Genomic DNA, 24,555 nt, shown 5'->3' on the forward strand with positions numbered 1-24,555 from the left:
ATTAATTCTAGTTTACATGCCATAAAATGGGTATTATTTACATTTTTTCAAGAGTTTTTTATGAATAATGAGTCATCTTCTAATTCTAATTTGGATTCACAAGCTTTGCTTAATCAATTGGTAATTGACTATCTCCAAGAAAGGAAAAGAAAGCGTCGATGGAAATGGATTATAAGAGCTATTATCCTGGTCGTATTAGTTTATTCATCTTATAAGATTGTTTCAGTCGCCAAAACCACGGAAGCATCTAAGGATAAAGAGCATATTGGACTAATTGATATTAACGGTGAAATTGCTGATTCCAGTTCAGCAAGTGCTGATAATTTCACTAAAGGAATTGAGAAGGCTTATAAAAGTAAAGGATTAAAAGCATTAATTGTACGGATAAATAGCCCTGGAGGCAGTCCTGTACAGGCGGAATATATTTATAATGTTTTACAATATTATAAAAGTCTAAAACCAAACATTAAAACTTACGCTGTTTGTGTCGATATGTGTGCTTCTGCTGCCTATTATGTTGCAGTTGGAGCAGATGAAATCTATGCAAGTCCTGCAAGCATGGTCGGCTCAATAGGTGTTTTATATAATGGCTTTGGTTTTGTTGATGCATTGCAGAAGCTTGGTATTTCACGCAGATTACAAACTTCAGGAGTCAATAAAGCTTTCCTGGACCCTTTTTCCCCAACGACTGAATTTCAGAAAGAAAAGCTACAAACCATGCTTGATATAGTTCATAAGCAATTTATTACTCGTGTCAAAGAAGGAAGAGGAAATAGATTACATGTTGATGATGAGACTTTTTCCGGGTTATTTTGGACTGGCGAGCAAGCGTTGGCTAATGGTTTAATTGATGGTTATGCCAGTAGCGGGCAGTTGGCGCGAGAGGTAATTAAAATTACTGATATAGTTGACTATACTTACAAGCAAAATGTCTTTGACCGCCTAACTAAAAATTTGGGCACGGCGATGGCAGATGAGTTGCCAGTAATTTTAGGAATGAAGCCAGGATTAAGATAAGAGTGGAGAGGAGTATTTATCCGCTTTCTCAGCTTCGAGAGAGCGGATATTCGAAAATAATTTAAAATCGATAAGCCTAAATGAACGTCTTAAATGAGCTTAAATTGACAACTTATTTTAAAACGGGTGATATGGTTTGCAAAAGTGACTTAAATACTTTAGGAGTTCCTGCTACTACGTCGCCATAATTTAGGAAATCTTCTCCACCCTGGACATCACTTATTAATCCTCCGGCCTCTCGAACCAGCAGAGCTCCCGCAGCAATATCCCACGGGCGTAACCCAAACTCCCAGAAGCCATCCAGACGACCGCTTGCAACATAAGCCAAGTCGAGAGCAGCAGAACCTGTTCTTCTAACTCCAGCGCATTTTCCAATCAATGCTTCAAAGGTTGGTAAATATCGCTGGGCAAGAGTTGCATCTCGAAAATGAAAACCTGTGCCTAACAGAGAGGCATTGAGTTGAGTTTGCTTGGACACACGGATTCTTCTATCGTTTAGCCTTGCCCCGCGCCCTCTGCTTGCAGCAAAACACTCATGTCGCAGGGGATCGTAAATAACACCATGCTCCAGACGATTTTTAATTTTCAGGGCTATGGATACAGAATAAAAAGGGAATCCATGAAGATAATTTGAGGTGCCATCCAATGGATCAATGATCCAGACTGTATCACTATCGCTTTGCTGAATGCCGCTTTCTTCAGCAAGAATTCCATGCTCTGGATAGGCTTTATGTATCGTATTAATGATAACTTGCTCCGCTTTAATGTCCACTTCACTAAAATATTCATGGCTGTTTTTGGGAGTTATTTTTAAACGATCAACTTGCTCTACATAACGATTAATGATTTCACCAGCCTGTCGCGCAGCATTGACAGCAATATTTAAAAGTGGTTCCATGGATATACTCTTTAGCTATAAAATCAGCAATTCTAACACATTTTTTTTAAACAAAGAGAAGTTCAATTAATAAATCCTATGATATAGTTATCTATTGTATTTGGAATAATTTTTTATGAAGTTAAGTTCTATTCGAATCGTTTTGGTTTCAACTTCCCATCCTGGCAATATAGGCTCTACTGCAAGAGCTATGAAAACCATGGGGCTAAGTACACTGTACCTGGTTAATCCAAAGTCATTTCCTGATCTCAAAGCAAAAGAAATGGCTGCTGGAGCTGATGATGTTCTGGATGCAGCAGTTGTTACAAATACCCTGGACGAAGCTTTAATTGGATGTCAGTTGATTTTAGGGACGAGTGCCAGACCCCGTGGACTGTCATTACCTGGATTAATTCCAGCTTCCTGTGCAGAATTGATAAATCAACAATCAGATAATACTCAAGTGGCCATTGTATTTGGTAGAGAACACGCAGGCCTTACTAATGAAGAGCTGTTAAAATGTCACTATCATATCAATATCCCAAGCAATCCTGAGTACAGTTCATTAAATTTGGCTCAGGCAGTACAAATTATCGCTTATGAACTTCGTATGAAGTTATTATCACCAAGTGCTCAAGTAGCTCTGCGCAATGAAGAACCGGCTACAGCTGATGAAATAGAGCAATTTTATGAGCATTTGAAAGAAGTTTTTATTGAAATTAATTTTTTAAAGCCCTCTAATCCAAGGAGATTAATGCAAAGAGTGAGGCGACTGTTTAATAGAATCAACCTTGAAAAAATGGAAGTTAGTATTTTAAGAGGTATGCTTAGCCAGGTTCAGAAATCATTGGAGTGGGCAAGGAAAGACAATAGGAGCAATAAAATTGGCAATAAAACCGATTTATTTTGATTATATGGCAACAACACCCGTTGATCCTCGCGTTGTTGAGCAAATGATAAAATATTTAGGCCCTGAAGGGGATTTTGGTAATCCTGCATCAGCAACTCATGAGTATGGGAGAGTTGCCTCCATGGCAGTTGAGCAGGCACGCTCTCAAATTGCAGAAACTATTAATGCCTCACCCCAAGAAATAGTGTTTACATCAGGAGCTACAGAAGCAGATAATTTGGCAATTTTAGGAGCTGCCCGGTTTTATAAAAACAAAGGAATGCATCTGGTTACTATGAGCACTGAACACAAAGCTGTGCTTGACAGTTTTCACCAACTGGAAAAAGAAGGTTTTCAAGTCACCTATCTTAATCCGGAATCAGATGGTTTGTTGGATCTTGGAAAACTGGAATCTGCTCTTAGGTCAGATACTATTCTGGTTTCTGTCATGCATGTTAATAATGAAATTGGTGTCATCCAAGATATTGCATCTATTGGTGAGCTATTACGAAACAGGGGAATTATATTTCATGTTGACGCGGCTCAAAGTGCTGGTAAATTGCCAATCGATTTGAGCCAGCTTTCAGTTGATTTGATGTCATTCTCTGCTCATAAAAATTATGGGCCTAAAGGTGTAGGGGCTCTGTATGTCAGGCATAAGCCAAGGATTCGTTTACAGCCTTTAAGTTACGGTGGCGGGCATGAGGGTGGATTGCGCTCAGGAACATTACCTACCCATCAAATTGTCGGCATGGGTGAGGCTTTTGCTATTGCGGAGGCTGATAGAATTCCTGAACAGACGCGTATTCTAAATTTACGCAAACAACTATGGGACGGAATACGACATTTACCTGCTATTAAACTGAATGGACATGAGCACAGGCGTATCGCTGGAAATCTGAATGTGAGTTTTGTTGGATTAAATGGAGATTCATTGCTGTTTGCTTTAAGTGAGTTAGCGATATCAACTACTTCTGCCTGTTCTTCTGCCAGTATTCAACCATCTTATGTTTTAAGGGCAATTGGTTTGACTGATACAGAGGCGCAATCAACTATTCGTTTATCCATAGGACGCTTCACTTCTGAGGTGCAAATAAAGAAGGCAATTGATATAATTTGCATACAAGTGAGTCGGCTGCACGAATTATCGCCTTTATGATGTATAATAAAATTGTACAGGATTATTTTTTTCAGCCACAACATATTGGTAAGCTGGATTTAAATGATCCTTTTGTAATAGGTGTACAAAGTCAACCGATTAATCAACTGAATACAGTACATTTTTATATAAAATGTGACGGAGATAAACTCATATCCAAAGCCAGATTTAAAACGAATGGTAGCCCTTATGTTATTGCGGCAATGGAATGGATATGTTGTCAGATTGAAGGTAAGACTTTGGAATCACTTCCATTAATAGATTTTCAGATTTTAATTAATGTATTACAAATAACAAATAATCAGTATCCTGTAGCAGTCCAGGTAGAGGACATATATAAAGAAGCATTGACTTTGATGCGTAAGAAATTTGAGAGGTAAAGCAATGAGTGTAGAAATACAACAAGCGAGCAGTACGAACCCCAACATCGCTTTCAGTGAATCGGCAATAAAGCACCTGGTCACCTATCTGGAGAAAAACCCAGGAAACAAGGGGGTAAGATTGTCTGTAAAAAAGACGGGTTGCTCGGGATTATCTTATGTAGTGGATTATGTAAAAGAACCTTCAGAAGGAGATATGATAGCTTCTTTATCTAAAGATTATCTGGTATGCATTGATAAAACAAGTTATCCATTTCTTAAAAATATGCAAGTTGATTATGTGAAACAAGGTTTAAATTATAAATTTATTTTTAATAATCCCAATCAGACAGGGCAATGTGGTTGTGGAGAGAGCTTTACTGTAAGTCAGTAAAATAAGCAGAAAGTCTACGATGCTTTTTTAATATTATCAATAAGCGGCTGGCTTGAAGAGCAGTCGCAATATACAGCCTCATGGTTTTATATTCTTTTTACTAGTTAAATTATTAATCCCCGAAAAATTTCTAATTATAAAAGCAGTGATTACTTCTTTCATGTTTAATAGTTATTATTTCAAAAGTAAATTTTTAGAAAAATAAATGCAATTATTTTTACAAACCTAACTAAAATGATACAATAATGACTTAATAATTCCTTAATAAATGAATATCATTAAAACAATGTTTACACTCTTTGGGATATTTGGTATTATATCGGTCATGGTGTTAGAGCCAAATTAATGTGCTGGACATGATTTATGTTCATTAAATTTGTATTAGGAGATTAAAATGAGTGCAGTTATGCAACAAGTGACACAAGGTAACGATGCCTTGTCACATCAAGTGATTAGTGCAGTTAAAGGTTATTTAACAAGTGTCGGTAGTAAGGATGCTAATTTAAACTTATATCAATTGATTGTTGAGGAAGTAGAAGCCCCTTTATTCCGGACTGTTATGGAATTAACTCGCTATAATCAATCAAAAGCTGCTCGAGTGCTTGGTGTAAGTCGTGGTACTTTGCGCACTAAACTAAAGCGTTATTTTGATGATGAATTCATTGGTACTCGTGACTTTTAATTCAGTGGTATAGCTAATACTTTCCAAGTTCAGTTATTTTTCGCGGTATTCTAATAGAAATTCATCGTTAATTATGGCCTTTGCCTGGGCACTCTGCTAATATTGAATTCAGAGTCGGTCAGGCAATCGCTCTTTGCCTAAGAGCAAGGGGAGGAAAGTCCGGGCTCCATAGGGCAGAGTGCCAGGTAACTCCTGGGAGGTGTGAACCTACGGAAAGTGCCACAGAAAATATACCGCCTGTTTTTCCTTTGGGAATCGTGGGTAAGGGTGAAATGGTGCGGTAAGAGCGCACCGCGCGATTGGTAACAGTCGTGGCAGGGAAAACCCCACTCGGAGCAAGACCAAATAGGAATCCATTTGACTGCAAAGTCATAACGTATGGCCCATACGGGATTCGGGTAGGTCGCTTGAGGTATGCGGTGACGCATGTCCCAGATGAATGGTTGTCCACGACAGAACCCGGCTTATCGACCGACTCTTTGTTTTAATCATAATCCCAATTTTCAGGCCAATGATTAAAATTCAAAGTATCCTTATCAATTTTCAGTGTGAACATATCTTCAAGAGGGAAATCCGGATTTAAATGTACTGTCCATTCTTTTCCATCTACATAAGTAACAAATAGGGAATGTTCTTTACTTTCCCATGTAATCTTTTGATGCAACACTTCAGTGTTTATTGACATATTGAGTCCTTTTTTAATTTAAATTAAAAATTCACTTAGCTATTTTCTGGACCCTCTTTGGGTGGATCTTTTTTGTATAATTCTAAAACTTGATTTACATTACGCTTTTTCTGTGCTGATTCAGACGGGTTTACTTTCTTGATTAACTCGCTATGAGGTGCTCCCATAAAATCACCATGTTTATTTTTTTCAGTTGCATGGATTTTATTAAGATATTCCCTTCCTTCCTCAAAATTATTTTGACGATCTCTAGCAGAACCTTTCATAAGTGTTCTTACCGTTATTGCAAGCTGGTTTTGTAATTCTTCTATTGATACTTCATTGTTGCCCTTATTTTTCGAAATGGTTTCACTCGTAATCTCTGCTACCTCTTTATGAAATTCTTGACCCCATTGCGCACATTGTTTAAGTCGCTCTTCAGAAACAAACTCTTTCATAACAGGTTCTTGAGCACATTTTGGATCATACATAACTCGAATTTCATAAGCATTTTGGGCGCGACTAAAATACTTTTCTGTAATTTGATTTATTAGAATAGAAAAGTCTAAATGTGCATTAACATAAGTTAATCGATCTTCCTTAATAGAATAACTCTTGAAATACCTAAATGCATCAAAATTTGAACCCGTTGCGTGATAACCTCTAGCAGGAGAAAATCCTAGCCCACCCACCTTATTTATTTTGTCTTTCATATGATTTAAAAAAACAAATTAGCATAGTATAATTATGATCCATGTTGATCATTTGTCAAGCTTATGCTTTTACTTTGGTTTTCATAGAATTGTAATAATATAGGTTTATATAGATATAAGTCATTTCCGATTTTTATTGGTTAACAATAAGTCAAAATAAATATTATATAGTCAACTTATGATTTTACCCTGATCTATTCGATAAATTATTTGTCAAATAAAGATATTTTGTCTATATAATATAGACTTTTTATTACTTAGGAGTTAATTGAAATGTTTTCAAAACTTTTTTCACCTCATTTTTTTGCTTCTAGCACGAGACCTACTATAAGATATTATTCTCAGGAATTTCTAAGGGAAGCTAATCAGTTTAAAAGTACATTATTCAACCAAAACAATAAATTCATCTGGGAAAAAATAAAGAATGAAAAAGATGCTAGTGCCCTCTATAAAACCAACGTGAATGGTAACCCAGTGTATATAAAATTGAATTCCGATTGGCCTTTAGTGCCTCGCTATAGGGTTGTAAAAGAAGGCGAGGAAGAGGGTATTGATCTTGAAGCAATACCCAAAAAATGGACGATGAAATAGTATTTCCAGGGTTCTGAACTTTTTGACGCATGAAAATCTGTAGGGATAACCCTATTGCACCGACTAATATTCATGCTAATAATCTTTGAGGCTTGCAGTTATGTAGCGAAAAATATTTTTCGAACTCACTCGGCTTAAAGTTCTGGCTGCGTTGCCAGAACCATGTTCTTAATTACACTTCGACTTGCCCCTCCCGCGATAGGAACTTTGGTAGTATGATGATGCCTTTCGCTGGAGAGGGGGCGGGGCGAAGTGAAAGTGAAAAATATGTGCTCATTTCACGATTAAATCTTGTCTAAAAAAGCCTCAGGGACGTTGCCTAGAACATTTGAGGTATTTTCTAAGATTTTAACATCTCATTTTGCTAATACTACTAGCCCTATTATCAATCAACCGTGTATTTTCAGTTTTTATTGGATTATCCTGATCTAATAATACCATATTTAAAAATTTTCATGTAAGCTGTTGTTTTAATAGCTTATTAATTTGCTCGGGATTTGCCTTCCCTTTGGTTTGTTTCATCGCTTGTCCGATAAAAAAAGCTAATAATTTCTCTTTACCGGCTTTGTATTCTATAACTTGTTTGGGATATTGTTTGATTATTTGCTCAACTATTTCTTCCAGTGCCGAGTTGTCATTCTGTTGCTGGTAGCCTTCGCGTTCAATAATCGCATCAATATCTTCTTCACCTGCGCAAAGCATACTGAAAATATTTTTAGCAATACTGGAAGATATACGTTTCTCTTGAATTTTGCTAAGGAAAGCAGCCATGGTTTTAGCTGAAATTGGTGGTGTTTCAAAGGTCAGGTTGTGTTCATTAAGAAAGGCGGCATATTGGCCTTTTAACCAGTTGATAATTGTTTTATCAGCAGCTGGGCAAAGGGATTTAATTTTTTTGTAATATTGATAAGTGTCCGGTGATGATAATATGAAATTAATGTCTTCATCATTTAGGGACGGAGTGTTTTTTAACTCTTTGTAAATTGCTTCAGGCAAGTCCGGCAGGTTATTTTTAATCTCTTCAATTTGTTCTTTGTCAATATGAATTGGTAATAAATCAGGATCAGGAAAATAACGGTAGTCATTTTCATTTTCCTTGCCTCTCATCGCCTGAGTTGTGTTATTGTCAGGATTGTAAAGGCGAGTCTCCTGGATGACTGACAGACCGCTTTCCAATATATCCTGATGTCTTGCTTGTTCAAAAACAATGGCTTTTTCTATAAAACGAAATGAATTCAGATTCTTAAGCTCTGTTCGTGTGCCTAAAACTGAGCTGCCTTTAGGTTTTATAGACAGATTGACGTCACACCGAAAAGAACCTTCTTGCATATTGCCATCGCATATTCCAAGGAATCTTACTAATTGATGCAGAGTTTTTAAATAATTAATCGCCTCTTCAGCGGAGTACAAGCAAGGGGTTGTGACTATTTCCAATAATGGGGTACCTGCTCTGTTGAGGTCGATCCCGCTGTAATCAGTATGGGCATCGTGTAAGGATTTGCCAGCATCTTCTTCTAAATGAGCGCGTGCAATATGGACTGTTTTTTCCAGGTTATTACCAAACTGTATATTTAAATAGCCATTAGTAACAATGGGTTTTTGATACTGACTGATTTGATAGCCTTTGGGCAAGTCAGGATAAAAATAATTTTTACGCTCAAAAACAGATAGCTCATTAATGGTTCCATGAATTGCCAAACCAAATTGGATAGCCATTATGATGGCTTGTTCATTTAATACAGGGAGAACACCAGGCAAACCAGCATCGATAAAACTCGTTTGCGAGTTAGGGGTGGCACCAAAAGCAGTAGATGCTCCTGAAAATAATTTTGATTTGGTTTTTAATTGAGCATGTACCTCAAGACCAATGACGGTATCCCATTCCATATATCACCCTTGCTTGTTAGGATTGGCTAAATGCCAGTTGGTGTGTTGCTGATAATGATGTGCTATTGCAAGCAAGCGGCTTTCACTAAAGTGCTTGCCCATTAATTGCAAACCAATTGGTAGTTTATTTTCAAAACCTGTTGGTATAGAAATAGCTGGTAGGCCTGCAAGATTGGCTGCTACAGTAAATACATCTGCCAAATAATTTTGTATGGGATCATTTATTTTTTCACCCAATTTAAAAGCGGTGGTAGGAGTTGTTGGCCCAAGTATAACATCTACTGAATTTAAAATTGTAATTAACTCATCTCGAATCAAACGCCTCACTTTTTGTGCATGCAAATAATAGGCATCAAAAAAACCGGATGAGAGCACATGAGTTCCAGTTAGAATTCGACGTTTTACCTCGTTACCAAAACCTTCACTTCGAGAGTTAGTGATTAATTCAATTAAGGTTGATGCGGATTTGCTTCGGTAGCCAAATCTTATGCCATCATAACGCGAAAGATTTGATGAAGCTTCTGCGCAAGCTATAACATAGTAACATGGCACCCAAAGTGGCTGAAGTTTCAAGTCGATTTCAATTATTTCAGCCCCGAGACTCTCAAATAATTTCACAGCATCACGTATGGCATCCTGGATGCCCTTTTCGACTTGAGGTTGAAAAAAGCAAGAAGGAAGTCCTATGCGTATTTTGTCTACTGGTTTTTTAATTTCTGCTGAATAATCAGGTATAACTCTATCAACTGACGTGGAATCTTTACTATCAAACCCCGCAATACAGCGAAGTATCATGGCCAGATCTTCAGCTGACTTCGCAAATGGTCCCGCTTGATCAAGGCTTGAGGCAAAGGCAACCATTCCGTATCGAGAGACTAATCCATAAGTGGGTTTTATCCCGCTAATCCCGCAAAAGGCTGCTGGCTGACGAATTGATCCACCGGTGTCAGAGCCAATTGCAAAAGGTACCAGATTTCCAGCAACCGCTGCTGCCGAACCGCCTGATGATCCACCTGGCACTCTTTCTCTATCCCACGGGTTTTTTACCGAACCGAAGTAACTGTTTTCATTAGAGGATCCCATGGCAAACTCATCCATATTGGTTTTTCCAATAATTATTGCGCCATTTTGTTTAAATTTTGTGACGATAGTGGCATCATAGGGGGCTTGAAAATTAGCCAGCATTTTTGAAGCACAAGTTGTATTTAATCGCTTTGTACAAAACAAATCCTTGAGAGCCATGGGGATCCCAGTCAGTGGTTTTCCCTCTCCATTTTTTAGTACCAAATCAGCCGATTGCGCTTCTTTAAGAGCCTGGTCTTCATCAAGGCTGATGAAAGCATTCAAGTCTTTATTGCTTTGAATTTTGTTAATGCAGTGTTGTGTTAATTCAACACTTGAAAATTCTCGATTATGAAGAGCCTTTGATAATTGAGCCAGTGAGTAATGTTCCATTATTATTTATCCGATGATATCACCTTGGGAACCAAATATAAGCCATCCTCAAATAATGGCGCCATGGCTTCTAATTCAGCAAGACATTCCGCTTCAGTTACTTCATCTGGTCTTAAGCGTTGATTTAGTGCCAAGGGATGAAAAAGAGGTGCTATTTGGCTTGTATCTATTGTTTTGAGTTGGTCAACAAAATCCATGATCGCACTTACTTCTTGAGTCAATTTTGTAGAATGCTCAGAGTCTTCATCTAAATAAGCCAATTTTGAAATATTTTCAAGATCCTTAGCAGAGAGAGTCATGGTCATATCCAAATATAAGGGTTATACATTATAGCGGTATTGTTCTAAAAATGAAGTATTAGTTTAATTATCTTTTAGTCTGTTGAGCCAAGTTGCTTTCCTAGAGCCATGTTTAATCATGACTGCAATCATGTCTTTCTTGAAGCAAGTTTTGTAATCACTTCTGAAGACATAAATAAGCAATGATATTGAAATGTTACAAGATTCTTGCAGAACAGTGGTTTTACAGTAGAATGAATATTTGTACGAATCAAATGGTAGAGAATGGTATTCATGTTACAACAATATAAAACTCTCGGTGGTGTTCATGTTGAGTTTTCTCAACAAGAGTTGAATTATCAACAAGGCATAGATTTTTTGCTTGAGAGCCTTGATTCTCAACGTGGAGCAGTATTTGCTTCGAGCTTTGAATATCCAGGACGCTATACTTGTTGGGACATGGGTTTTTATAATCCCCCATTAGTTATCATCTGCCAAAGTAATACCATCTGTTTTGAGGCATTAAATCAACGAGGCGAGATATTATTATCTTTTCTCTATCCGTTATTAAATACAACAGATCTCTGGGAGGTAATCAACCAAACGACCTCATTTTGTCAGTTAAAAATTAAATCATCAGACAAAGTATTTAGTGAGGAGGAGCGGAGCCATCAACCGTCAGTATTCAGTGCAATTCGCCTCTTATTGAATTTTTTTAAAACAGAAGAAGATTCATACTTGGGTTTATATGGCGCTTTTGGGTTTGACCTGATTTATCAATTTGAACAGTTGGAGCGGGGTAAACCAAGAAATGAAACACAGAAAGATATGGTCCTCTATCTACCTGATGAAATTTATATAGTAAATCATCGTAAGGAAGAAGCCTTTGTTAGACGCTATGATTTTCAATATCAGGGGCGATCGACTCAATCTTTATCCAGAGAAGGAAAGTATTTACCATATCAACCTATCCATAAACCGGAAAAAAACTGTGATCACGAGCCAGGTGAATATGCCGAAGTGGTCAAAAAAGCCAAAGAAAAATTTTCCTGTGGTGATTTATTTGAAGTGGTTCCCAGCCAAACTTTCTATACTCACTTTGCTGAAAAGCCGTCAATATTATTTCGCCAAATGCGAGTAATAAATCCATCGCCATATGGTTTTTTTATTAATTTGGGCGATGAAGAATATCTGGTAGGTGCCTCACCTGAAATGTATGTTCGTGTCCAAGGTAAAAGAGTAGAAACTTGCCCTATCTCAGGCACTATCAAACGGGGAGCAGATGCTATTGAGGATGCTCACAATATTCAAACACTTCTAGATTCAGAGAAAGAAGAATCAGAACTAACCATGTGTACCGATGTGGATAGAAATGATAAGTCAAGAATATGTGAAGCAGGGAGTGTGAAAGTCATTGGGCGTCGCCAAATCGAAATGTATTCCCGATTGATTCATACAGTGGATCATGTGGAGGGTATTTTAAGAGATGGATTTGATGCAGTAGATGCTTTTTTAACTCATATGTGGGTTGTTACTGTAACTGGAGCGCCTAAAATTTGGGCTATGAATTTTATTGAACAACATGAGAAATCTCCACGTAAATGGTATGCAGGAGCTGTAGGATGGTTTGGTTTTGATGGAAACTTGAATACGGGATTGGTCTTAAGAACTGTGCGAATAGAAAAAGGCGTTGCGGAAATTAGAGTTGGCGCCACTTTACTGTATGACTCTATCCCTGAAGCAGAGGAAGAGGAGACAAGATTAAAGGCTTCTGCATTTTTAGACATTTTACAAAAGCCATTGCAAAAGGCGAAAAAGAAAACAGAGGATATCCCTCTGGTAGGGAAAAATAAAAAAGTTTTACTTATCGATCATCAAGATTCCTTTGTCCATACTTTGGCAAACTATTTAAGGCAAACAGGAGCTGAAGTTACTACGGTTCGTTATGACAAGGCAATTGGCTATTTACAAAATAATCATTTTGATTTGATCGTATTATCGCCTGGCCCAGGCAAACCAATTGATTTTAAGCTTTCAGAAACAATCGAGGTGATACTCTCAAAGAAAATACCATTATTTGGTGTTTGTTTGGGTCTACAAGGTATCGTTGAGTATTTTGGAGGGGTTCTGGATGTTCTTGATTATCCGATGCATGGAAAGTCCTCTTTAATTAGGGTACTAAATACCAAGGGTTTGTTCTCAGGTTTAGGCGATTGTTTTAAAGCCGGAAGATACCATTCGCTCTATGCCAGATCAGCTGCTTTACCCAATGAATTATTAGTTACAGCTGTAAGTGAAGATGATGTCATTATGGCAGTATCTCATGAGTATTTACCTGTGCATGCGGTTCAGTTTCATCCAGAAACAATTTTATCCTTATCGGATCAAGTGGGCTTAAAAATAATCATCAATTTGATGAACATGGTGAAGGGCAATGGGTAAAAAAATACTGATTTTATATTTTGTATCAGTTTTATTAGGGATATTAACAGGTGCAATTGCCTCTTTATTCCAACTGACTATTCAACAAGTAGATCATCTGTTGGAGCTATTATTTCATATCTCAGAAAGTTATGGGCTGCCTGTAGGCATCGTTTCCGCCTTGGTATCCATGATGATGTTATTTATCGCCTGGATGATGGTGAAATACATCGCGCCAGAAGCGGCAGGAAGTGGTGTGCAAGAAATTGAAGGTACTTTACTTCATGTGAGACCAATATTTTGGAAGCGCTTGATACCCGTAAAATTTTTTGGGGGTGTGTTAGCTATATCGGCAAAAATGGTTATGGGAAGAGAAGGGCCTACTATCCAGATGGGTGGTAATCTCGGACAAATGCTTGGAGAGTTGTTTCGGCTTACACGCCGTCGCCGAGATACTTTAATAGCCGCTGGTTCTGCAGCTGGTTTAGCTGCAGCATTTAATGCGCCTCTGGCTGGTGTACTGTTTGTCATGGAGGAAATGCGTAACCAGTTTAATTATTCATTTACCAATTTTAAAATGGTGGTTATTTGCTGTGTCATGGCAACGATTGTTTTGCATCTTATTATAGGCTCACAACCAGCTATTCAAATGGAAGTTTTTGAACTACCTACACTGGGCTCTTTGTGGCTATTCTTTGTTTTTGGAATATTAATGGGGTTAATTGGCTTATTATTCAATGTCACGCTTATGAGAACTGTTGGATGGTTGGATAAACAAAATACCAAACACAAAAAATATTATATTTTAGCTGTTGGATTGTTAGTTGGTTATCTGGCTTATTCCTATCCAGATACTGTCGGAGGTGGCTATGTTATTATCAGTGAAGCACTGACTATGTCACCTGCGTTTAGTGTATTATGCAGTCTTATTGTAATCAGGTTTATAATGACGATGTTATCCTACTCAAGCGGTGTACCTGGGGGGATTTTTGCCCCAATGCTGGCTTTGGGAACACTATTTGGATTAGGTTTTTTCCATTTGTTCCAATGGTTGAGTATGGATTTTTCAATTGAGCCTGGAATGTTTGCCGTTGCTGGTATGGGGGCGCTTTTTGCAGCCGCAGTACGATCACCAATTACTGCTGTAGTACTGGTTGTTGAAATGACTAAAAATTACTCTCTAATTCTTCCTCTTATGATCTCCTGTATTACTGCAACGATTGTGGTGCAATTAGCGCGTAATGAGCCAATTTATACTCAATTATTAGAGCGAACTATGAGGCTCAATGCAAAATGAGTCTGAATATCTCAAGATGTATTGATGGTTTAGCTATGAGTAATAAGAATAAAGAATAAGAAGGATTCTTGTCTTATCTACAAAACGCACGAACTCATTCGACATTGCCAAGTCAGTTTTGAAAGAGTCAGTGTGTGTAATATTGAGCTCATCAGAGATTGATGGTGATTAAAGTTACTTATCTACGCGAATGACTATTTTCCCGAAATGAGAACCTTGTTGCATGCGTTGCAGAGCTGTTTCTATTTGATTTAGATCAAATTCCGAGTCAATTACTGGTTTTATCTTGTCATTTTCAAATGCATTAAACCAATGATCATGAGCCAATTTCCAAAGCCTTGCTTTTTCTTTGATGCTTTGCGATCTGAGTACAAATCCAATGATGTGCAACCTTTTTTGCATAAGCAACGCCAGACTGCATTCTACTTTGCTTCCTTTGAGGCAAGCAATTTGGATTAATTTACCCCTAGGCTTCAGCAAATGTAAGTGTTTGTTAAAATAATCACCGCCGACAAAATCGACGATCAAATCAACAGAATTGTCCTCAATTAATAATTCAAAATCTTGTTCTTTGTAATGAATAACTTGATCAGCGCCCAGGGCAAAAGCCTTTTCTATCTTACTGGAATCACCGACTGTCGTTATCACTTTAGTAGTTGTTAATTTAGCCATTTGTATGGCTAATGAAGCTATTCCGCTTCCAGCACCATGGATCACTAATGTTTGTCCAGCACTTAAGGCACCTAAATCGTACAACGTAGCATAGACTGTCGTTAATGCTTCCGGGAGTGCTGCGGCTAATGAATAATTCCAATGAGAAGGAATATGATGAGCTAAAGAAGCGTCTACTGGACAGATTTCAGCATAACCTCCACTCCCGACAAGTCCGTAAATTTTATCACCCGGTTTAAATTGTTTTACCTTGGAACCAGTTACGATTACTTCTCCTGCCACTTCCAGTCCGGGTATGTCGGATTCTCCTGGAGGAGGAGGGTATTTACCATATTTTTGCATCAAATCAGCTCTATTCAAGGCTGTGGCTTTGACACGCACAAGAATTTGAGATTCATTAAAACCAGGATTTGGACCTTCGACAAGGGTTAATTCACTATTAGGTCCTGGATTATTAATCTGTATGTAATGCAAGATAAGATCCTTTTTAAGGTAAGAATGCATAGTATGATAATTTACTATATTATATCTTTTACAACTCGCATAATGATTTAAAATCGATATAATATTATTTTAAACTATTGCGATGATAATTATCATTTTAACAACTACATGGTTAGTTAATGCCTAAATTTAATCATCAGCGTTTGTTTGCCTGGCTATTTATAGTCCCTCAGCTAATTGTCACTATTATTTTTTTTATTTGGCCTGCTTGCAGCGCATTATTGCAATCCTTTTTTTATACTGATGCATTTGGTTTGCATAAGAATTTTGCCGGATTGACCAATTTTTTTGACTTATTCCTTGATCCCGGCTATGCAAAAGCCATATGGGTTACTTTTGTAATTGCGATTAGTGTGACGCTTATTACTATGAGTTTAGGGCTTTTAATGGCCACTTTAATAAATTACAGAGGAAAAAGCCAAGGAGTTTATAAGACTTTATTGATATGGCCTTATGCAATAGCCCCTGCCGTTGCTGCAATACTTTGGCGATTTTTATGTCATCCAACTTTAGGATGGTTGACTCAGGTACTTGAGTTTTTGGGAATTCATTTTAATTATGTCAACGATGCAAATCAGGCTTTGCTGGTTGTTATTTTAACCGCCAGTTGGCAGCAGTTTAGTTACAATTTTTTATTTTATTTTGCTGCGCTTAAAGCAGTTCCTCAGACATTAATTGATGCAGCAATCATGGATGGGGCCAATGCATGGCAACGATTCTGGCAAATAATTTTCCCAATCCTGTCGCCCACTACCTTTTTTCTGTTAATAATGAACCTGATTTATGGTTTTTTTGATACATTTGGAATTATTCAAGTCATGACACACGGAGGTCCTGGTAATAGCACAACTAATTTAATCTATAAGGTGTATGAAGACGGTTTTGAGGGAATGGATTTGGGAAGTTCATCAGCCCAATCTGTATTATTGATGCTTATTGTAATTGCAGTTTCCTTGTTACAATTTAAATACCTTGAGAAAAAGGTTCATTACGAATGAGACAATTTAAACGTTTTGGGTCGCATGGGTTAATACTGTTATTTATAGGATTAATGATGGCTCCTTTGTATTTGGCTGTAGTTGCTGCAAGTCATGAAGGAACGGTCATGATGCATTCTCAGTTGCCATTGATTCCAGGAACCTCATTTTTCAAAAATATTAAAAGTGTACTGACTGAAGGTTTAGCTGTCACTGGGGGTGAGCCTATCACTTCCATGCTTGTAAATAGTTTATTCATGGCATTTATCATTGCAGTGGGTAAGATCATTTTGGCTCTGGGATCTGCTTTTGCATTGGTATATTTTGATTTTCCTTTTAAAAAGTCTTGTTTTGCCCTGATATTTGCAACGATGATGTTACCAGTGGAAGTAAGAATAGTCCCTACTTTTCAAGTGGTTGCTTCATTTGGCCTATTGAACTCATTTTCTGGTCTAACCCTGCCATTATTGGCATCAGCTACTGGAACATTTTTATTTCGTCAGTTTTTTAAAACCATATCTAAAGAACTGGTTGATGCTGCTAAATTAGATGGCGCAGGTCCATTAAGATTTTTTATTGATATCGTGTTACCCTTGTCAAGAATTCAAATTTCCGCCTTGTTTGTAATCTTGTTTGTCTATGGGTGGAATCAATACTTATGGCCTTTGGTCATCACGACAGAAACTAAAATGACAACTATTGTGATGGGAATTCGGTATTTGGCAGGTGTAGCGGATCAAGTACCTGAGTGGCACTATATTATGGCCGTCGCATTGATAGCTCTTGTGCCGCCTTGTATGGTGGTTATGGTGATGCAACGTTGGTTCGAAAAGGGATTGAAATAATGGCAACACTGAATTTGATCGAGGTGTCAAAACAGGTTGGAGAAACAACCATTTTGAATCGAATTAACGTTGATATAAAGAAGGGCGAATTCATGGTTGTTGTTGGCCCATCAGGTTGTGGCAAATCTACTTTGTTACGATTGATAGCAGGTCTTGATGTTTTAAGCTCAGGTAAAATACTTATTAATAATCAATGCGTTAATGATACCGAAGCCGCAAAAAGGGACATGGCGATGGTGTTTCAAAATTATGCCCTTTATCCTCATATGACGGTCTTTGATAATATGGCTTATGGTTTAAAATTGAGGCGCTTCAGTAAAGCAGACATTAATCAAAGAGTGGCTGAAGTAGCTAATTTATTGCATTTGATTCCTTATCTGGACAGAAAGCCGCAAGCACTGTCTGGTGGACAAAAGCAGAGAGTGGCAATGGGTAGGGCTATTGTGCGGTCTCCAGCAGTATATTTATTTGATGAACCATTATCAAATCTGGATGCAAAATTAAGAACTGAAATGCGACATGAAATTAAACGATTGCATCAACAATTTAATACGACCAGTTTATACGTTACTCATGATCAAACCGAAGCGATGACTATGGCTGATAGAATTCTGGTGCTTAATCAGGGGGAAGTTGAGCAAATTGGAACGCCACAAGAACTGTATCAAAGTCCGGCTACGCAGTTTGTAGCTGGTTTTACCGGGCACTATCCTATTAATTTTATTTCTGGCAAATACGATAAGAAAACGGATTGTATTCAAACCAACATAGGGATAGCTTACTCAGCCCCCAATTGGCTTCATTCCATTGAAGATAATGCGGATCTTAATTTGGCAATTCGTCCCGAACACATTCAACTATGTTCCAGTCAGAGTAAAGAGGCTGTTGAACTTCATGTGGAATTTGTTGATGATATGGGTGCTGATAAATTGATTCAGGCAAAATGTGTAAAAAATAGTGAACAGATTAACTTGAGGATTTCAGCGGAGCAGGTGGTTTCAAACAGACAATTACATGTAGAGCTACCTAAATTGAAGTTGCATGTATTTGATCAGAGAACAGGAAAACGTGTGGGAGAGTGGCGTGGCTAAAGAAAAAAATAAACTAAAACCAATTGATGCTCCTATCTTTAGTTATTGGCAAGCACTGTATATGTCTTTTTATTCAAAGAGACTTTTTGTTGATGTTGGAAAACATTGGCGTGGAATTGGTTTGATTTATCTATTATTGGTTATTGCTATTTGTTCAATACCGTTTTCTATACGAATTGCTTCTGATTTTAATAAAACGTTTAATCAGCAAATTATTGAACCTTTGCTGCAACTGCCAACTGTTTATGTACAAAATGGTAATGTTATTTTTGATAAACCAATGCCCTATTTAATCAGAAATGATAAAAATCAAGTGGTAATAATTATAGACACAACAGGTAAAGTGGCTGATTTCACAGAGGAGTATCCTTACCTTAATATTCTGATTAAGAAAAATAGTATTAATTTCTTATTGCCAACACCAGAATTATTGGGTAGCAGCCCAGTAAATGAACAGAAAGGAGTTCCTATTGTTCAGCCATTAGATAAAGACATGAATATGGTATTTGATGGCAAAAAAATTATTCAGGATAATGCGATTAATGGTTTGAAATATGCTTCTCAATTGATGATATATCCAATAGTGGTTGCTATCTTATATTCGATTATGGTGACTGTTCTATTGGTCATTGCGTTTTTAGGACAAGTATTTTCCAAAATCTTTTTTTCGTTCACTATATCCTTTAAAAAATCCAGCCGGCTGTTAATGGTCGCATCAACGCCAATGTTAGTAGTTTTGGTAATCATGTTATCACTTCATTTTATTTTTCCAGGATTTGGAGTGATTTTGCTGATATTAATGGCAGCCTATTACAGTTACGGTGTTTATGGTCTCCGAGATGAAAGCAGGAAAATGGTGCTCAAATGAGAGATTTAATCCATTTTGCTCATGGCAATGGATTCCCGTCACTATGTTACAAACAGTTACTAGAGCAGCTGGAAACTCGTTTTGACTGTTGTTTTATAGATAGAATTGGCCATGATCCTGATTATCCCGTAGGAGAAAACTGGCATAACCTGATTACTGAGATCATTGCAAGCATTAAACGACAAGCAGAGCAGCCAGTGATTGCAGTTGGTCATTCTTTGGGAGGTGTTTTGAGTTTGCTTGCTGCGATAGAGCAGCCGAAATTATTTAAAGCGGTCATTATGCTAGACTCGCCTCTCATTGGTGCTTTTAAATCAAGCATGGTGAGATTAGCTAAGGCTTTAGGTATCATAGACAGAGTAACTCCAGCTTTTAAAACAAAGAAAAGGCGTGAGCATTGGCAAAACTATGAACAATTAATTTCCTATTTAAAAACCAGGGATTTATTTAAAACATTTACAGAAGAATGTTTGAATGACTATATTAAATATGGTTTAGAATATAAAGAGGATGGATACTATTTGCGTTTTGACAGGCATATTGAATATCAAATATATAGAACAATTCCGCATGTTATTCCTCGCTATAAAGGTAAACTTATAGTTCCCGCCGCATTAATCTATGGCAACAAGAGTACTGTGGTTGGTAGAATGGACATTCGGTATATGAAAAATCATTTTAATGTAAAATGTTTTAAAACTATGGGTACACATTTATTTCCAATGGAGCACCCTGAAGCTGTAGGTAAGCAAATTATAGAAGTTGTTGATGCTATAATTTGATTAGACGTCTTGACAGGTTTGCAGATTTTGTTATCGAACAAGAAGTCTATTAAATTCTTTAGTTTGGATTAGCCTATAATAAGGAGAATGTTGTGTCAGAACTCATATTAATACTAGCAACAATTGGTGCGGCTGGAATTCTATTAACCCGACAGGCATCAATATCTGTATGGGCTATTAGTTATACCATTTTTCTTGGCTTGGTTTTGCAATTCGGCTCTCCTGGCCTATTGTCGCAAATCGTATTATGGGCAATTGAGGCGGTATTAATTCTAGGCTCCATTAAGCCTTTAAGAAGTGAAGTATTATCAAAACATTTATTTCAGATAATCAAAAAAAACATGCCTTCTATGTCTACTACGGAACGAGAGGCCTTGGAAGCGGGTACAGTGAGTTGGGAAGGAGATTTATTTAGTGGCAATCCTAATTTTTCTCTATTAAGGAATGCGCCAACTGTTGCATTAACTGAAGAAGAACAGGCTTTTATAGATGGTCCTGTGAATACACTCTGTGAAATGTTAGATGATTGGGATATTACTCATAGTAGAACGGATCTTCCTCCTGAGGTTTGGCAATTTATAAAAGAGAATCGTTTTCTGGGAATGATAATTCCAAAGCAGTATGGCGGACTTGGATTTTCTGCTACTGCCCAGATGTCAATTTTGGTAAAAATTTACGGTCGTTCTATTACTGCTGCTACAACTATTTCGGTACCTAATTCACTGGGGCCTGGTGAATTACTTTTAAAGTATGGGACAGAAGAACAAAAAAATTATTATTTGCCAAGATTGGCCGATGGGAGGGAGATCCCATGCTTTGCCTTGACAGGACCTAATGCTGGTTCGGATGCGGCCTCTATACCTGATAAAGGTGTTGTTTGTCGGCAGGAGTTCAATGGTGAGCTCATATTGGGAGTTCTTCTGAATTGGGACAAACGATATATTACCTTGTGCCCGGTGGCGACAGTTATTGGTTTGGCATTTAGAATGTTTGATCCGGACAATTTGCTAGGCAAAGGTGAAGACATTGGTATTACTTGTGCGCTTATTCCTGCAACTATTCCGGGGATCACAAAAGGGCGCAGACACTTCCCTTTAAATACAGGGTTTATGAATGGTCCAACTCAAGGCAAAGATGTTTTTATTCCTCTTGATTATTTGATCGGTGGTGCTTCTATGGCTGGTCAAGGGTGGCGAATGTTAATGGAGTGTTTAAGCGCGGGTCGTGCAATCTCTTTGCCATCAAGCGCCAGTGGAGGTGCACAAGCCGTTGCGTTAGCATCTGGCGCCTATGCCAGAATCCGTAAACAATTCAATCAACCAATCGGCAAGTTCGAGGGGATAGAAGAACCTCTTGCCAGAATAGCCTCAGCTGCTTACATCATTGATTCTTCTTTAACTATGGCAGCAGCGGCTATAGATCATGGGGCAAAACCTTCTGTTGCAGGGGCTATTTTAAAGTATCATACTACTGAAAGAGCGAGACAACTGGCATTGGATGGAATGGATATACATGGTGGTAAAGGGATATGCCTTGGCCCAAATAATTATATTGGAAGAGGATATCAAGGTTCTCCTATTGGCATTACGGTGGAAGGGGCTAATATTTTAACCAGAAGCTTAATTATATTCGGGCAAGGCGCGATACGTTGTCATCCTTATGTTTTCAAGGAGCTAGAAAGTATTAGAAATAATGATTTAGTTGCGTTTGATGATTCCTTTTTTGCCCATGTGGGTTTTGTTATTACTAATTTTACAAAGTCACTTATTTTTGGATGGACCGATGCTCGTTTTAGCAAGTCTCCAGCCAGTTCTGTAAAAAGGTATTATCAATTAATTCATAAGTACAGTTCCAATCTGGCTTTTTTAGCAGATTTTTCAATGATTGTCTTAGGTGGTGAGTTAAAGCGAAAAGAAAAATTATCGGCACGCTTAGGTGACATGCTGAGTTGTTTGTACATGGCATCCGCTGTTTTAAAACGATTTTACGAAGACGGGGAACCTCGTGCCGATTTACCTGTTGTTCATTGGAGTTGTCAGCAGTTATTGCATGAGTGTGAAACAGCTATGCATGGGGTAATCATTAATTTTCCAGCACGCTGGGCAAGAATTGTTTTATCGTTAATTCTAAAACCTCTTGGCAACAGAAGGCATAAACCGGATGATAAATTGGGTCATAAGGTAGCAAGAATACTGATAGAGCCTAATGAAACTAGAAATCGAATCACGAGATTGGTTTATAAGAAGCCAGGAGATAATTGTCCTTTAGGAAGGATGGAGGAAGCATTTCATAAGATTTGTGCAGTTGAAGAGCTAGAGCGCAAAGTGATGAAAGCTGTTAAAGACAATATCGTTCATTCATTGACTTTTCAGGAGCAAATATTGGAAGCGCTTGAGCATCAAATATTGACTCCAGTTGAAGCGAAACAACTAGAGGAGGCTGAGAAGGCCAGACAAGATGTTATAAGGGTAGACGATTTTTCTGATGAAGAACTGCGTCGTCCCTCGTCATTTGGTGAGAAGGTAAAGTCAGAAAAAAAGATTACGGCCAGGGATGACATGGAAACTGAAACAGCTTAATTTTATACTAGATTCTTTTCTATAATACTGAATAGGGTTACATGATGTAATCCTATTCAGTAATTAGAGTCAGGCTAATCATTCCTATATGTTTTTATCAATTTTGGTTTTTAATCAATTGATCTTTACAGACAGAGCCATTAAGAATGGGTTTTACTCCTATGTGTGTAATGCTTAACTCATTATTAGGTATTTTATTTAAAGTTTTTTGAAATAGACTTGAAGGAGAGAATGTTTTAATGCGTATGTTAAGCAGGCAGGTAAACTACATTATTTGATAGTGTAATAATACCTATAAGTATAAAAAACTTAATAGAATTATGAGTTGCTGTCTTCCAATGCTTTATCTGGCATTGTAATGTTAAGCTCAAGAACAGCACTATCTTCCATGCGCTCCAGATTAACACTCACTTGATCTCGGCTTATATTTACGTATTTTGCTATAACTGCAAGAATTTCTTCTTGCAGTTTAGGCAAATAGTCTGGTGTATTGCGTTGAGAACGCTCATGAGAAATGATGATTTGTAAGCGCTCTTTAGCAACAGAAGCGGTAGAGGCTCTTCTGCGTAAGTAATTGAATATACTCATATTGTCACTTCCTCCTTGTTTTTACTGAATAAGCGACGAAATAGTCCTTTTTTATCAATACTTATAAATCGCATTGGTCTTTCTTCGCCCAAAAAGCGTGCTATGGCGTCTTGATAAGCAATGCCCGCATCGCTTGATTCATCCAGAATAACTGGCGTACCAGTATTGGATGCTTTAAGAACCGATTTGGACTCAGGTATAACACCAATTAGAGGAATAGCTAATATTTCCTTTACATCAGTTACAGACAACATTTCACCTCGTTCTACTCGCTCAGGATCATATCGTGTCAATAACAAGTGTTCTTGAACAGGTGCTTTATTTTCTATAGCTCTTTTTGTTTTGCTGGCCAGTATTCCCAGAATTCTATCTGAATCTCTAACAGAAGAGACTTCAGGATTAGTAACAACAATGGCATGATCAGCAAAATACATTGCCATAAGTGCTCCAGTTTCAATTCCAGCAGGGGAGTCACAAATAATGAAATCAAAATCTTTTGCTAGCTCATTGAGAGTTTTTTCTACTCCTTCCAGAGTTAGTGCGTCTTTATCACGAGTTTGTGATGCGGGCAGTATGCAAAGGTTAGGGATCCGTTTGTCTTTGATGAGAGCTTGGTTTAAGTTGGCTTCACCATTGATGACGTTGATGAAGTCATAAACTACACGTCTTTCGCAGCCCATAATGATATCCAGGTTTCTTAAACCGATATCAAAATCAATAACAACAGTTTTATGCCCTAAGAGTGCAAGTCCCGAAGAAATCGCTGCTGATGAAGTAGTTTTACCTACTCCGCCTTTCCCAGATGTAATTACTATTATTTTAGCCAACGCTGAACCCTTCCTATTTTTTTCGATTCAACACAATATTTAACCAACAGTTTACACGTTATTCATTCATTAATTCAAGTTATCCAAAGCTTAATTGTTATAAAAACTAATTAAAAGGTTGTAGTGATATATTTATACA

At 37.6% G+C, this 24,555-nt stretch carries 24 protein-coding genes and 1 other RNA gene; 16 read left to right on the forward strand and 9 right to left on the reverse strand.

From position 1 onward, the window contains the following. The first annotated feature begins 60 nt into the window (after positions 1–60). On the forward strand, positions 61–1,017 hold the full coding sequence (locus tag OQI99_RS03845) for a S49 family peptidase (protein ID WP_011946706.1): 957 nt from the start codon (positions 61–63) through the stop codon (positions 1,015–1,017). Positions 1,018–1,129: 112 nt separating this feature from the next. Here the strand turns inward: OQI99_RS03845 and OQI99_RS03850 are convergent, their stop codons facing one another. Beyond that, positions 1,130–1,915, reverse strand: coding sequence for an inositol monophosphatase family protein (locus OQI99_RS03850; RefSeq protein WP_010947474.1), 786 nt, complete (start codon positions 1,913–1,915; stop codon positions 1,130–1,132). Between the two features lie 115 nt (positions 1,916–2,030). Between OQI99_RS03850 and trmJ the strand changes: the two genes are divergently transcribed. From trmJ to rnpB, 6 genes are all read left to right on the forward strand, one after another. Then, on the forward strand, positions 2,031–2,804 hold the full coding sequence (gene trmJ, locus OQI99_RS03855) for a tRNA (cytosine(32)/uridine(32)-2'-O)-methyltransferase TrmJ (RefSeq protein ID WP_011946705.1): 774 nt from the start codon (positions 2,031–2,033) through the stop codon (positions 2,802–2,804). Between the two features lie 4 nt (positions 2,805–2,808). Further along, the gene (locus tag OQI99_RS03860) at positions 2,809–3,942 is read left to right on the forward strand and encodes an IscS subfamily cysteine desulfurase (RefSeq protein ID WP_322783714.1); all 1,134 of its coding nucleotides are present in this window, start codon (positions 2,809–2,811) and stop codon (positions 3,940–3,942) included. Continuing rightward, on the forward strand, positions 3,939–4,322 hold the full coding sequence (locus OQI99_RS03865; RefSeq protein WP_265731320.1) for an iron-sulfur cluster assembly scaffold protein: 384 nt from the start codon (positions 3,939–3,941) through the stop codon (positions 4,320–4,322). Before OQI99_RS03860 ends, OQI99_RS03865 begins: the two co-directional genes overlap by 4 nt. Positions 4,323–4,326: 4 nt before the next feature. Continuing rightward, positions 4,327–4,695: a HesB/IscA family protein gene (locus OQI99_RS03870; RefSeq protein ID WP_061512557.1), complete on the forward strand. Its 369-nt coding sequence runs from the start codon at positions 4,327–4,329 to the stop codon at positions 4,693–4,695. Positions 4,696–5,089: 394 nt separating this feature from the next. Beyond that, on the forward strand, positions 5,090–5,377 hold the full coding sequence (locus OQI99_RS03875; protein ID WP_010947469.1) for a helix-turn-helix domain-containing protein: 288 nt from the start codon (positions 5,090–5,092) through the stop codon (positions 5,375–5,377). A gap of 110 nt (positions 5,378–5,487) precedes the next feature. After that, positions 5,488–5,860: RNase P RNA component class A (rnpB, locus tag OQI99_RS03880), an RNA gene on the forward strand. 1 nt (position 5,861) lies between these two features. Here the strand turns inward: rnpB and OQI99_RS03885 are convergent. Both OQI99_RS03885 and OQI99_RS03890 read right to left on the reverse strand, forming a co-directional pair. Then, positions 5,862–6,062 carry a hypothetical protein gene (locus tag OQI99_RS03885; RefSeq protein ID WP_061512558.1) on the reverse strand — a complete coding sequence of 67 codons (201 nt, stop codon included), beginning with the start codon at positions 6,060–6,062 and terminating at the stop codon, positions 5,862–5,864. A 35-nt stretch (positions 6,063–6,097) separates the two neighbouring features. Next, the gene (locus OQI99_RS03890; protein ID WP_265731321.1) at positions 6,098–6,754 is read right to left on the reverse strand and encodes a hypothetical protein; all 657 of its coding nucleotides are present in this window, start codon (positions 6,752–6,754) and stop codon (positions 6,098–6,100) included. Between the two features lie 273 nt (positions 6,755–7,027). On the opposite strand from OQI99_RS03890, the gene OQI99_RS03895 reads away from it, so the two are divergent. Continuing rightward, positions 7,028–7,345: a hypothetical protein gene (locus OQI99_RS03895; RefSeq protein WP_061512560.1), complete on the forward strand. Its 318-nt coding sequence runs from the start codon at positions 7,028–7,030 to the stop codon at positions 7,343–7,345. Between the two features lie 453 nt (positions 7,346–7,798). Here the strand turns inward: OQI99_RS03895 and gatB are convergent, their stop codons facing one another. From gatB to gatC, 3 genes are read right to left on the reverse strand one after another with little or no spacing between them, the layout of a single operon-like run. Continuing rightward, on the reverse strand, positions 7,799–9,232 hold the full coding sequence (gene gatB / locus OQI99_RS03900; RefSeq protein ID WP_061512561.1) for an Asp-tRNA(Asn)/Glu-tRNA(Gln) amidotransferase subunit GatB: 1,434 nt from the start codon (positions 9,230–9,232) through the stop codon (positions 7,799–7,801). A 3-nt stretch (positions 9,233–9,235) separates the two neighbouring features. Then, on the reverse strand, positions 9,236–10,687 hold the full coding sequence (gene gatA, locus OQI99_RS03905; protein ID WP_265731322.1) for an Asp-tRNA(Asn)/Glu-tRNA(Gln) amidotransferase subunit GatA: 1,452 nt from the start codon (positions 10,685–10,687) through the stop codon (positions 9,236–9,238). 2 nt (positions 10,688–10,689) lie between these two features. Continuing rightward, positions 10,690–10,986 (reverse strand): Asp-tRNA(Asn)/Glu-tRNA(Gln) amidotransferase subunit GatC, encoded by a 297-nt coding sequence (gene gatC, locus OQI99_RS03910; protein WP_265731323.1) that lies wholly within the window; start codon positions 10,984–10,986, stop codon positions 10,690–10,692. A 273-nt stretch (positions 10,987–11,259) separates the two neighbouring features. On the opposite strand from gatC, the gene OQI99_RS03915 reads away from it, so the two are divergent. Together OQI99_RS03915 and clcA are read left to right on the forward strand one after the other, a co-directional pair. Beyond that, the gene (locus OQI99_RS03915; RefSeq protein WP_265731324.1) at positions 11,260–13,407 is read left to right on the forward strand and encodes an anthranilate synthase component I; all 2,148 of its coding nucleotides are present in this window, start codon (positions 11,260–11,262) and stop codon (positions 13,405–13,407) included. Then, complete coding sequence (gene clcA / locus OQI99_RS03920) at positions 13,400–14,683, forward strand: H(+)/Cl(-) exchange transporter ClcA (protein WP_265731325.1); 1,284 nt, start codon at positions 13,400–13,402, stop codon at positions 14,681–14,683. The genes OQI99_RS03915 and clcA overlap by 8 nt, the downstream gene beginning before the upstream one ends. Before the next feature lie 174 nt (positions 14,684–14,857). Here clcA and OQI99_RS03925 read toward each other — a convergent pair whose 3' ends face one another. Next, complete coding sequence (locus OQI99_RS03925) at positions 14,858–15,859, reverse strand: NAD(P)H-quinone oxidoreductase (protein ID WP_416209978.1); 1,002 nt, start codon at positions 15,857–15,859, stop codon at positions 14,858–14,860. Between the two features lie 119 nt (positions 15,860–15,978). Here OQI99_RS03925 and OQI99_RS03930 point away from each other — a divergent pair, with 119 nt between their 5' ends. From OQI99_RS03930 to OQI99_RS03955, 6 genes are all read left to right on the forward strand, one after another. Then, positions 15,979–16,857 carry a carbohydrate ABC transporter permease gene (locus OQI99_RS03930; protein ID WP_027219812.1) on the forward strand — a complete coding sequence of 293 codons (879 nt, stop codon included), beginning with the start codon at positions 15,979–15,981 and terminating at the stop codon, positions 16,855–16,857. Further along, a complete protein-coding gene (gene ugpE, locus OQI99_RS03935; protein WP_011215710.1) occupies positions 16,854–17,681 on the forward strand; it encodes a sn-glycerol-3-phosphate ABC transporter permease UgpE in 828 nt (275 codons plus the stop codon). Before OQI99_RS03930 ends, ugpE begins: the two co-directional genes overlap by 4 nt. Then, positions 17,681–18,772: an ABC transporter ATP-binding protein gene (locus OQI99_RS03940; RefSeq protein WP_265732344.1), complete on the forward strand. Its 1,092-nt coding sequence runs from the start codon at positions 17,681–17,683 to the stop codon at positions 18,770–18,772. Before ugpE ends, OQI99_RS03940 begins: the two co-directional genes overlap by 1 nt. Next, positions 18,723–19,640 (forward strand): DUF1189 family protein, encoded by a 918-nt coding sequence (locus OQI99_RS03945; protein WP_265731327.1) that lies wholly within the window; start codon positions 18,723–18,725, stop codon positions 19,638–19,640. Before OQI99_RS03940 ends, OQI99_RS03945 begins: the two co-directional genes overlap by 50 nt. After that, positions 19,637–20,422: an alpha/beta fold hydrolase gene (locus OQI99_RS03950; RefSeq protein WP_265731328.1), complete on the forward strand. Its 786-nt coding sequence runs from the start codon at positions 19,637–19,639 to the stop codon at positions 20,420–20,422. The genes OQI99_RS03945 and OQI99_RS03950 overlap by 4 nt, the downstream gene beginning before the upstream one ends. Positions 20,423–20,514: 92 nt before the next feature. Further along, positions 20,515–23,001, forward strand: coding sequence for an acyl-CoA dehydrogenase (locus OQI99_RS03955; RefSeq protein WP_265731329.1), 2,487 nt, complete (start codon positions 20,515–20,517; stop codon positions 22,999–23,001). 318 nt (positions 23,002–23,319) lie between these two features. Here OQI99_RS03955 and minE read toward each other — a convergent pair whose 3' ends face one another. Further along, positions 23,320–23,589, reverse strand: coding sequence for a cell division topological specificity factor MinE (gene minE / locus OQI99_RS03960; RefSeq protein WP_011213993.1), 270 nt, complete (start codon positions 23,587–23,589; stop codon positions 23,320–23,322). After that, complete coding sequence (gene minD / locus OQI99_RS03965; RefSeq protein WP_010947451.1) at positions 23,586–24,416, reverse strand: septum site-determining protein MinD; 831 nt, start codon at positions 24,414–24,416, stop codon at positions 23,586–23,588. The genes minE and minD overlap by 4 nt, the downstream gene beginning before the upstream one ends. Positions 24,417–24,555: the final 139 nt, after the last annotated feature.

This window comes from Legionella sp. PATHC039, assembly GCF_026191275.1.
GTDB lineage: Bacteria > Pseudomonadota > Gammaproteobacteria > Legionellales > Legionellaceae > Legionella > Legionella pneumophila.

Bases quoted from the DNA above. Each gene is read 5' to 3' on its own strand.
- trmJ (WP_011946705.1), top strand. From the start codon at position 2,031: ATGAAGTTAAGTTCTATTCGAATCGTTTTGGTTTCAACTTCCCATCCT.
- OQI99_RS03860 (WP_322783714.1), top strand. From the start codon at position 2,809: ATGGCAACAACACCCGTTGATCCTCGCGTTGTTGAGCAAATGATAAAA.
- OQI99_RS03890 (WP_265731321.1), bottom strand. From the start codon at position 6,754: ATGAAAGACAAAATAAATAAGGTGGGTGGGCTAGGATTTTCTCCTGCT.
- OQI99_RS03885 (WP_061512558.1), bottom strand. From the start codon at position 6,062: ATGTCAATAAACACTGAAGTGTTGCATCAAAAGATTACATGGGAAAGT.
- OQI99_RS03875 (WP_010947469.1), top strand. From the start codon at position 5,090: ATGAGTGCAGTTATGCAACAAGTGACACAAGGTAACGATGCCTTGTCA.
- OQI99_RS03945 (WP_265731327.1), top strand. From the start codon at position 18,723: ATGTATTTGATCAGAGAACAGGAAAACGTGTGGGAGAGTGGCGTGGCT.
- gatA (WP_265731322.1), bottom strand. From the start codon at position 10,687: ATGGAACATTACTCACTGGCTCAATTATCAAAGGCTCTTCATAATCGA.
- OQI99_RS03940 (WP_265732344.1), top strand. From the start codon at position 17,681: ATGGCAACACTGAATTTGATCGAGGTGTCAAAACAGGTTGGAGAAACA.
- minE (WP_011213993.1), bottom strand. From the start codon at position 23,589: ATGAGTATATTCAATTACTTACGCAGAAGAGCCTCTACCGCTTCTGTT.
- gatB (WP_061512561.1), bottom strand. From the start codon at position 9,232: ATGGAATGGGATACCGTCATTGGTCTTGAGGTACATGCTCAATTAAAA.
- OQI99_RS03895 (WP_061512560.1), top strand. From the start codon at position 7,028: ATGTTTTCAAAACTTTTTTCACCTCATTTTTTTGCTTCTAGCACGAGA.
- OQI99_RS03930 (WP_027219812.1), top strand. From the start codon at position 15,979: ATGCCTAAATTTAATCATCAGCGTTTGTTTGCCTGGCTATTTATAGTC.
- OQI99_RS03845 (WP_011946706.1), top strand. From the start codon at position 61: ATGAATAATGAGTCATCTTCTAATTCTAATTTGGATTCACAAGCTTTG.
- OQI99_RS03915 (WP_265731324.1), top strand. From the start codon at position 11,260: ATGTTACAACAATATAAAACTCTCGGTGGTGTTCATGTTGAGTTTTCT.
- OQI99_RS03850 (WP_010947474.1), bottom strand. From the start codon at position 1,915: ATGGAACCACTTTTAAATATTGCTGTCAATGCTGCGCGACAGGCTGGT.
- OQI99_RS03925 (WP_416209978.1), bottom strand. From the start codon at position 15,859: ATGCATTCTTACCTTAAAAAGGATCTTATCTTGCATTACATACAGATT.
- gatC (WP_265731323.1), bottom strand. From the start codon at position 10,986: ATGACTCTCTCTGCTAAGGATCTTGAAAATATTTCAAAATTGGCTTAT.
- OQI99_RS03950 (WP_265731328.1), top strand. From the start codon at position 19,637: ATGAGAGATTTAATCCATTTTGCTCATGGCAATGGATTCCCGTCACTA.
- OQI99_RS03870 (WP_061512557.1), top strand. From the start codon at position 4,327: ATGAGTGTAGAAATACAACAAGCGAGCAGTACGAACCCCAACATCGCT.
- clcA (WP_265731325.1), top strand. From the start codon at position 13,400: ATGGGTAAAAAAATACTGATTTTATATTTTGTATCAGTTTTATTAGGG.
- OQI99_RS03865 (WP_265731320.1), top strand. From the start codon at position 3,939: ATGATGTATAATAAAATTGTACAGGATTATTTTTTTCAGCCACAACAT.
- ugpE (WP_011215710.1), top strand. From the start codon at position 16,854: ATGAGACAATTTAAACGTTTTGGGTCGCATGGGTTAATACTGTTATTT.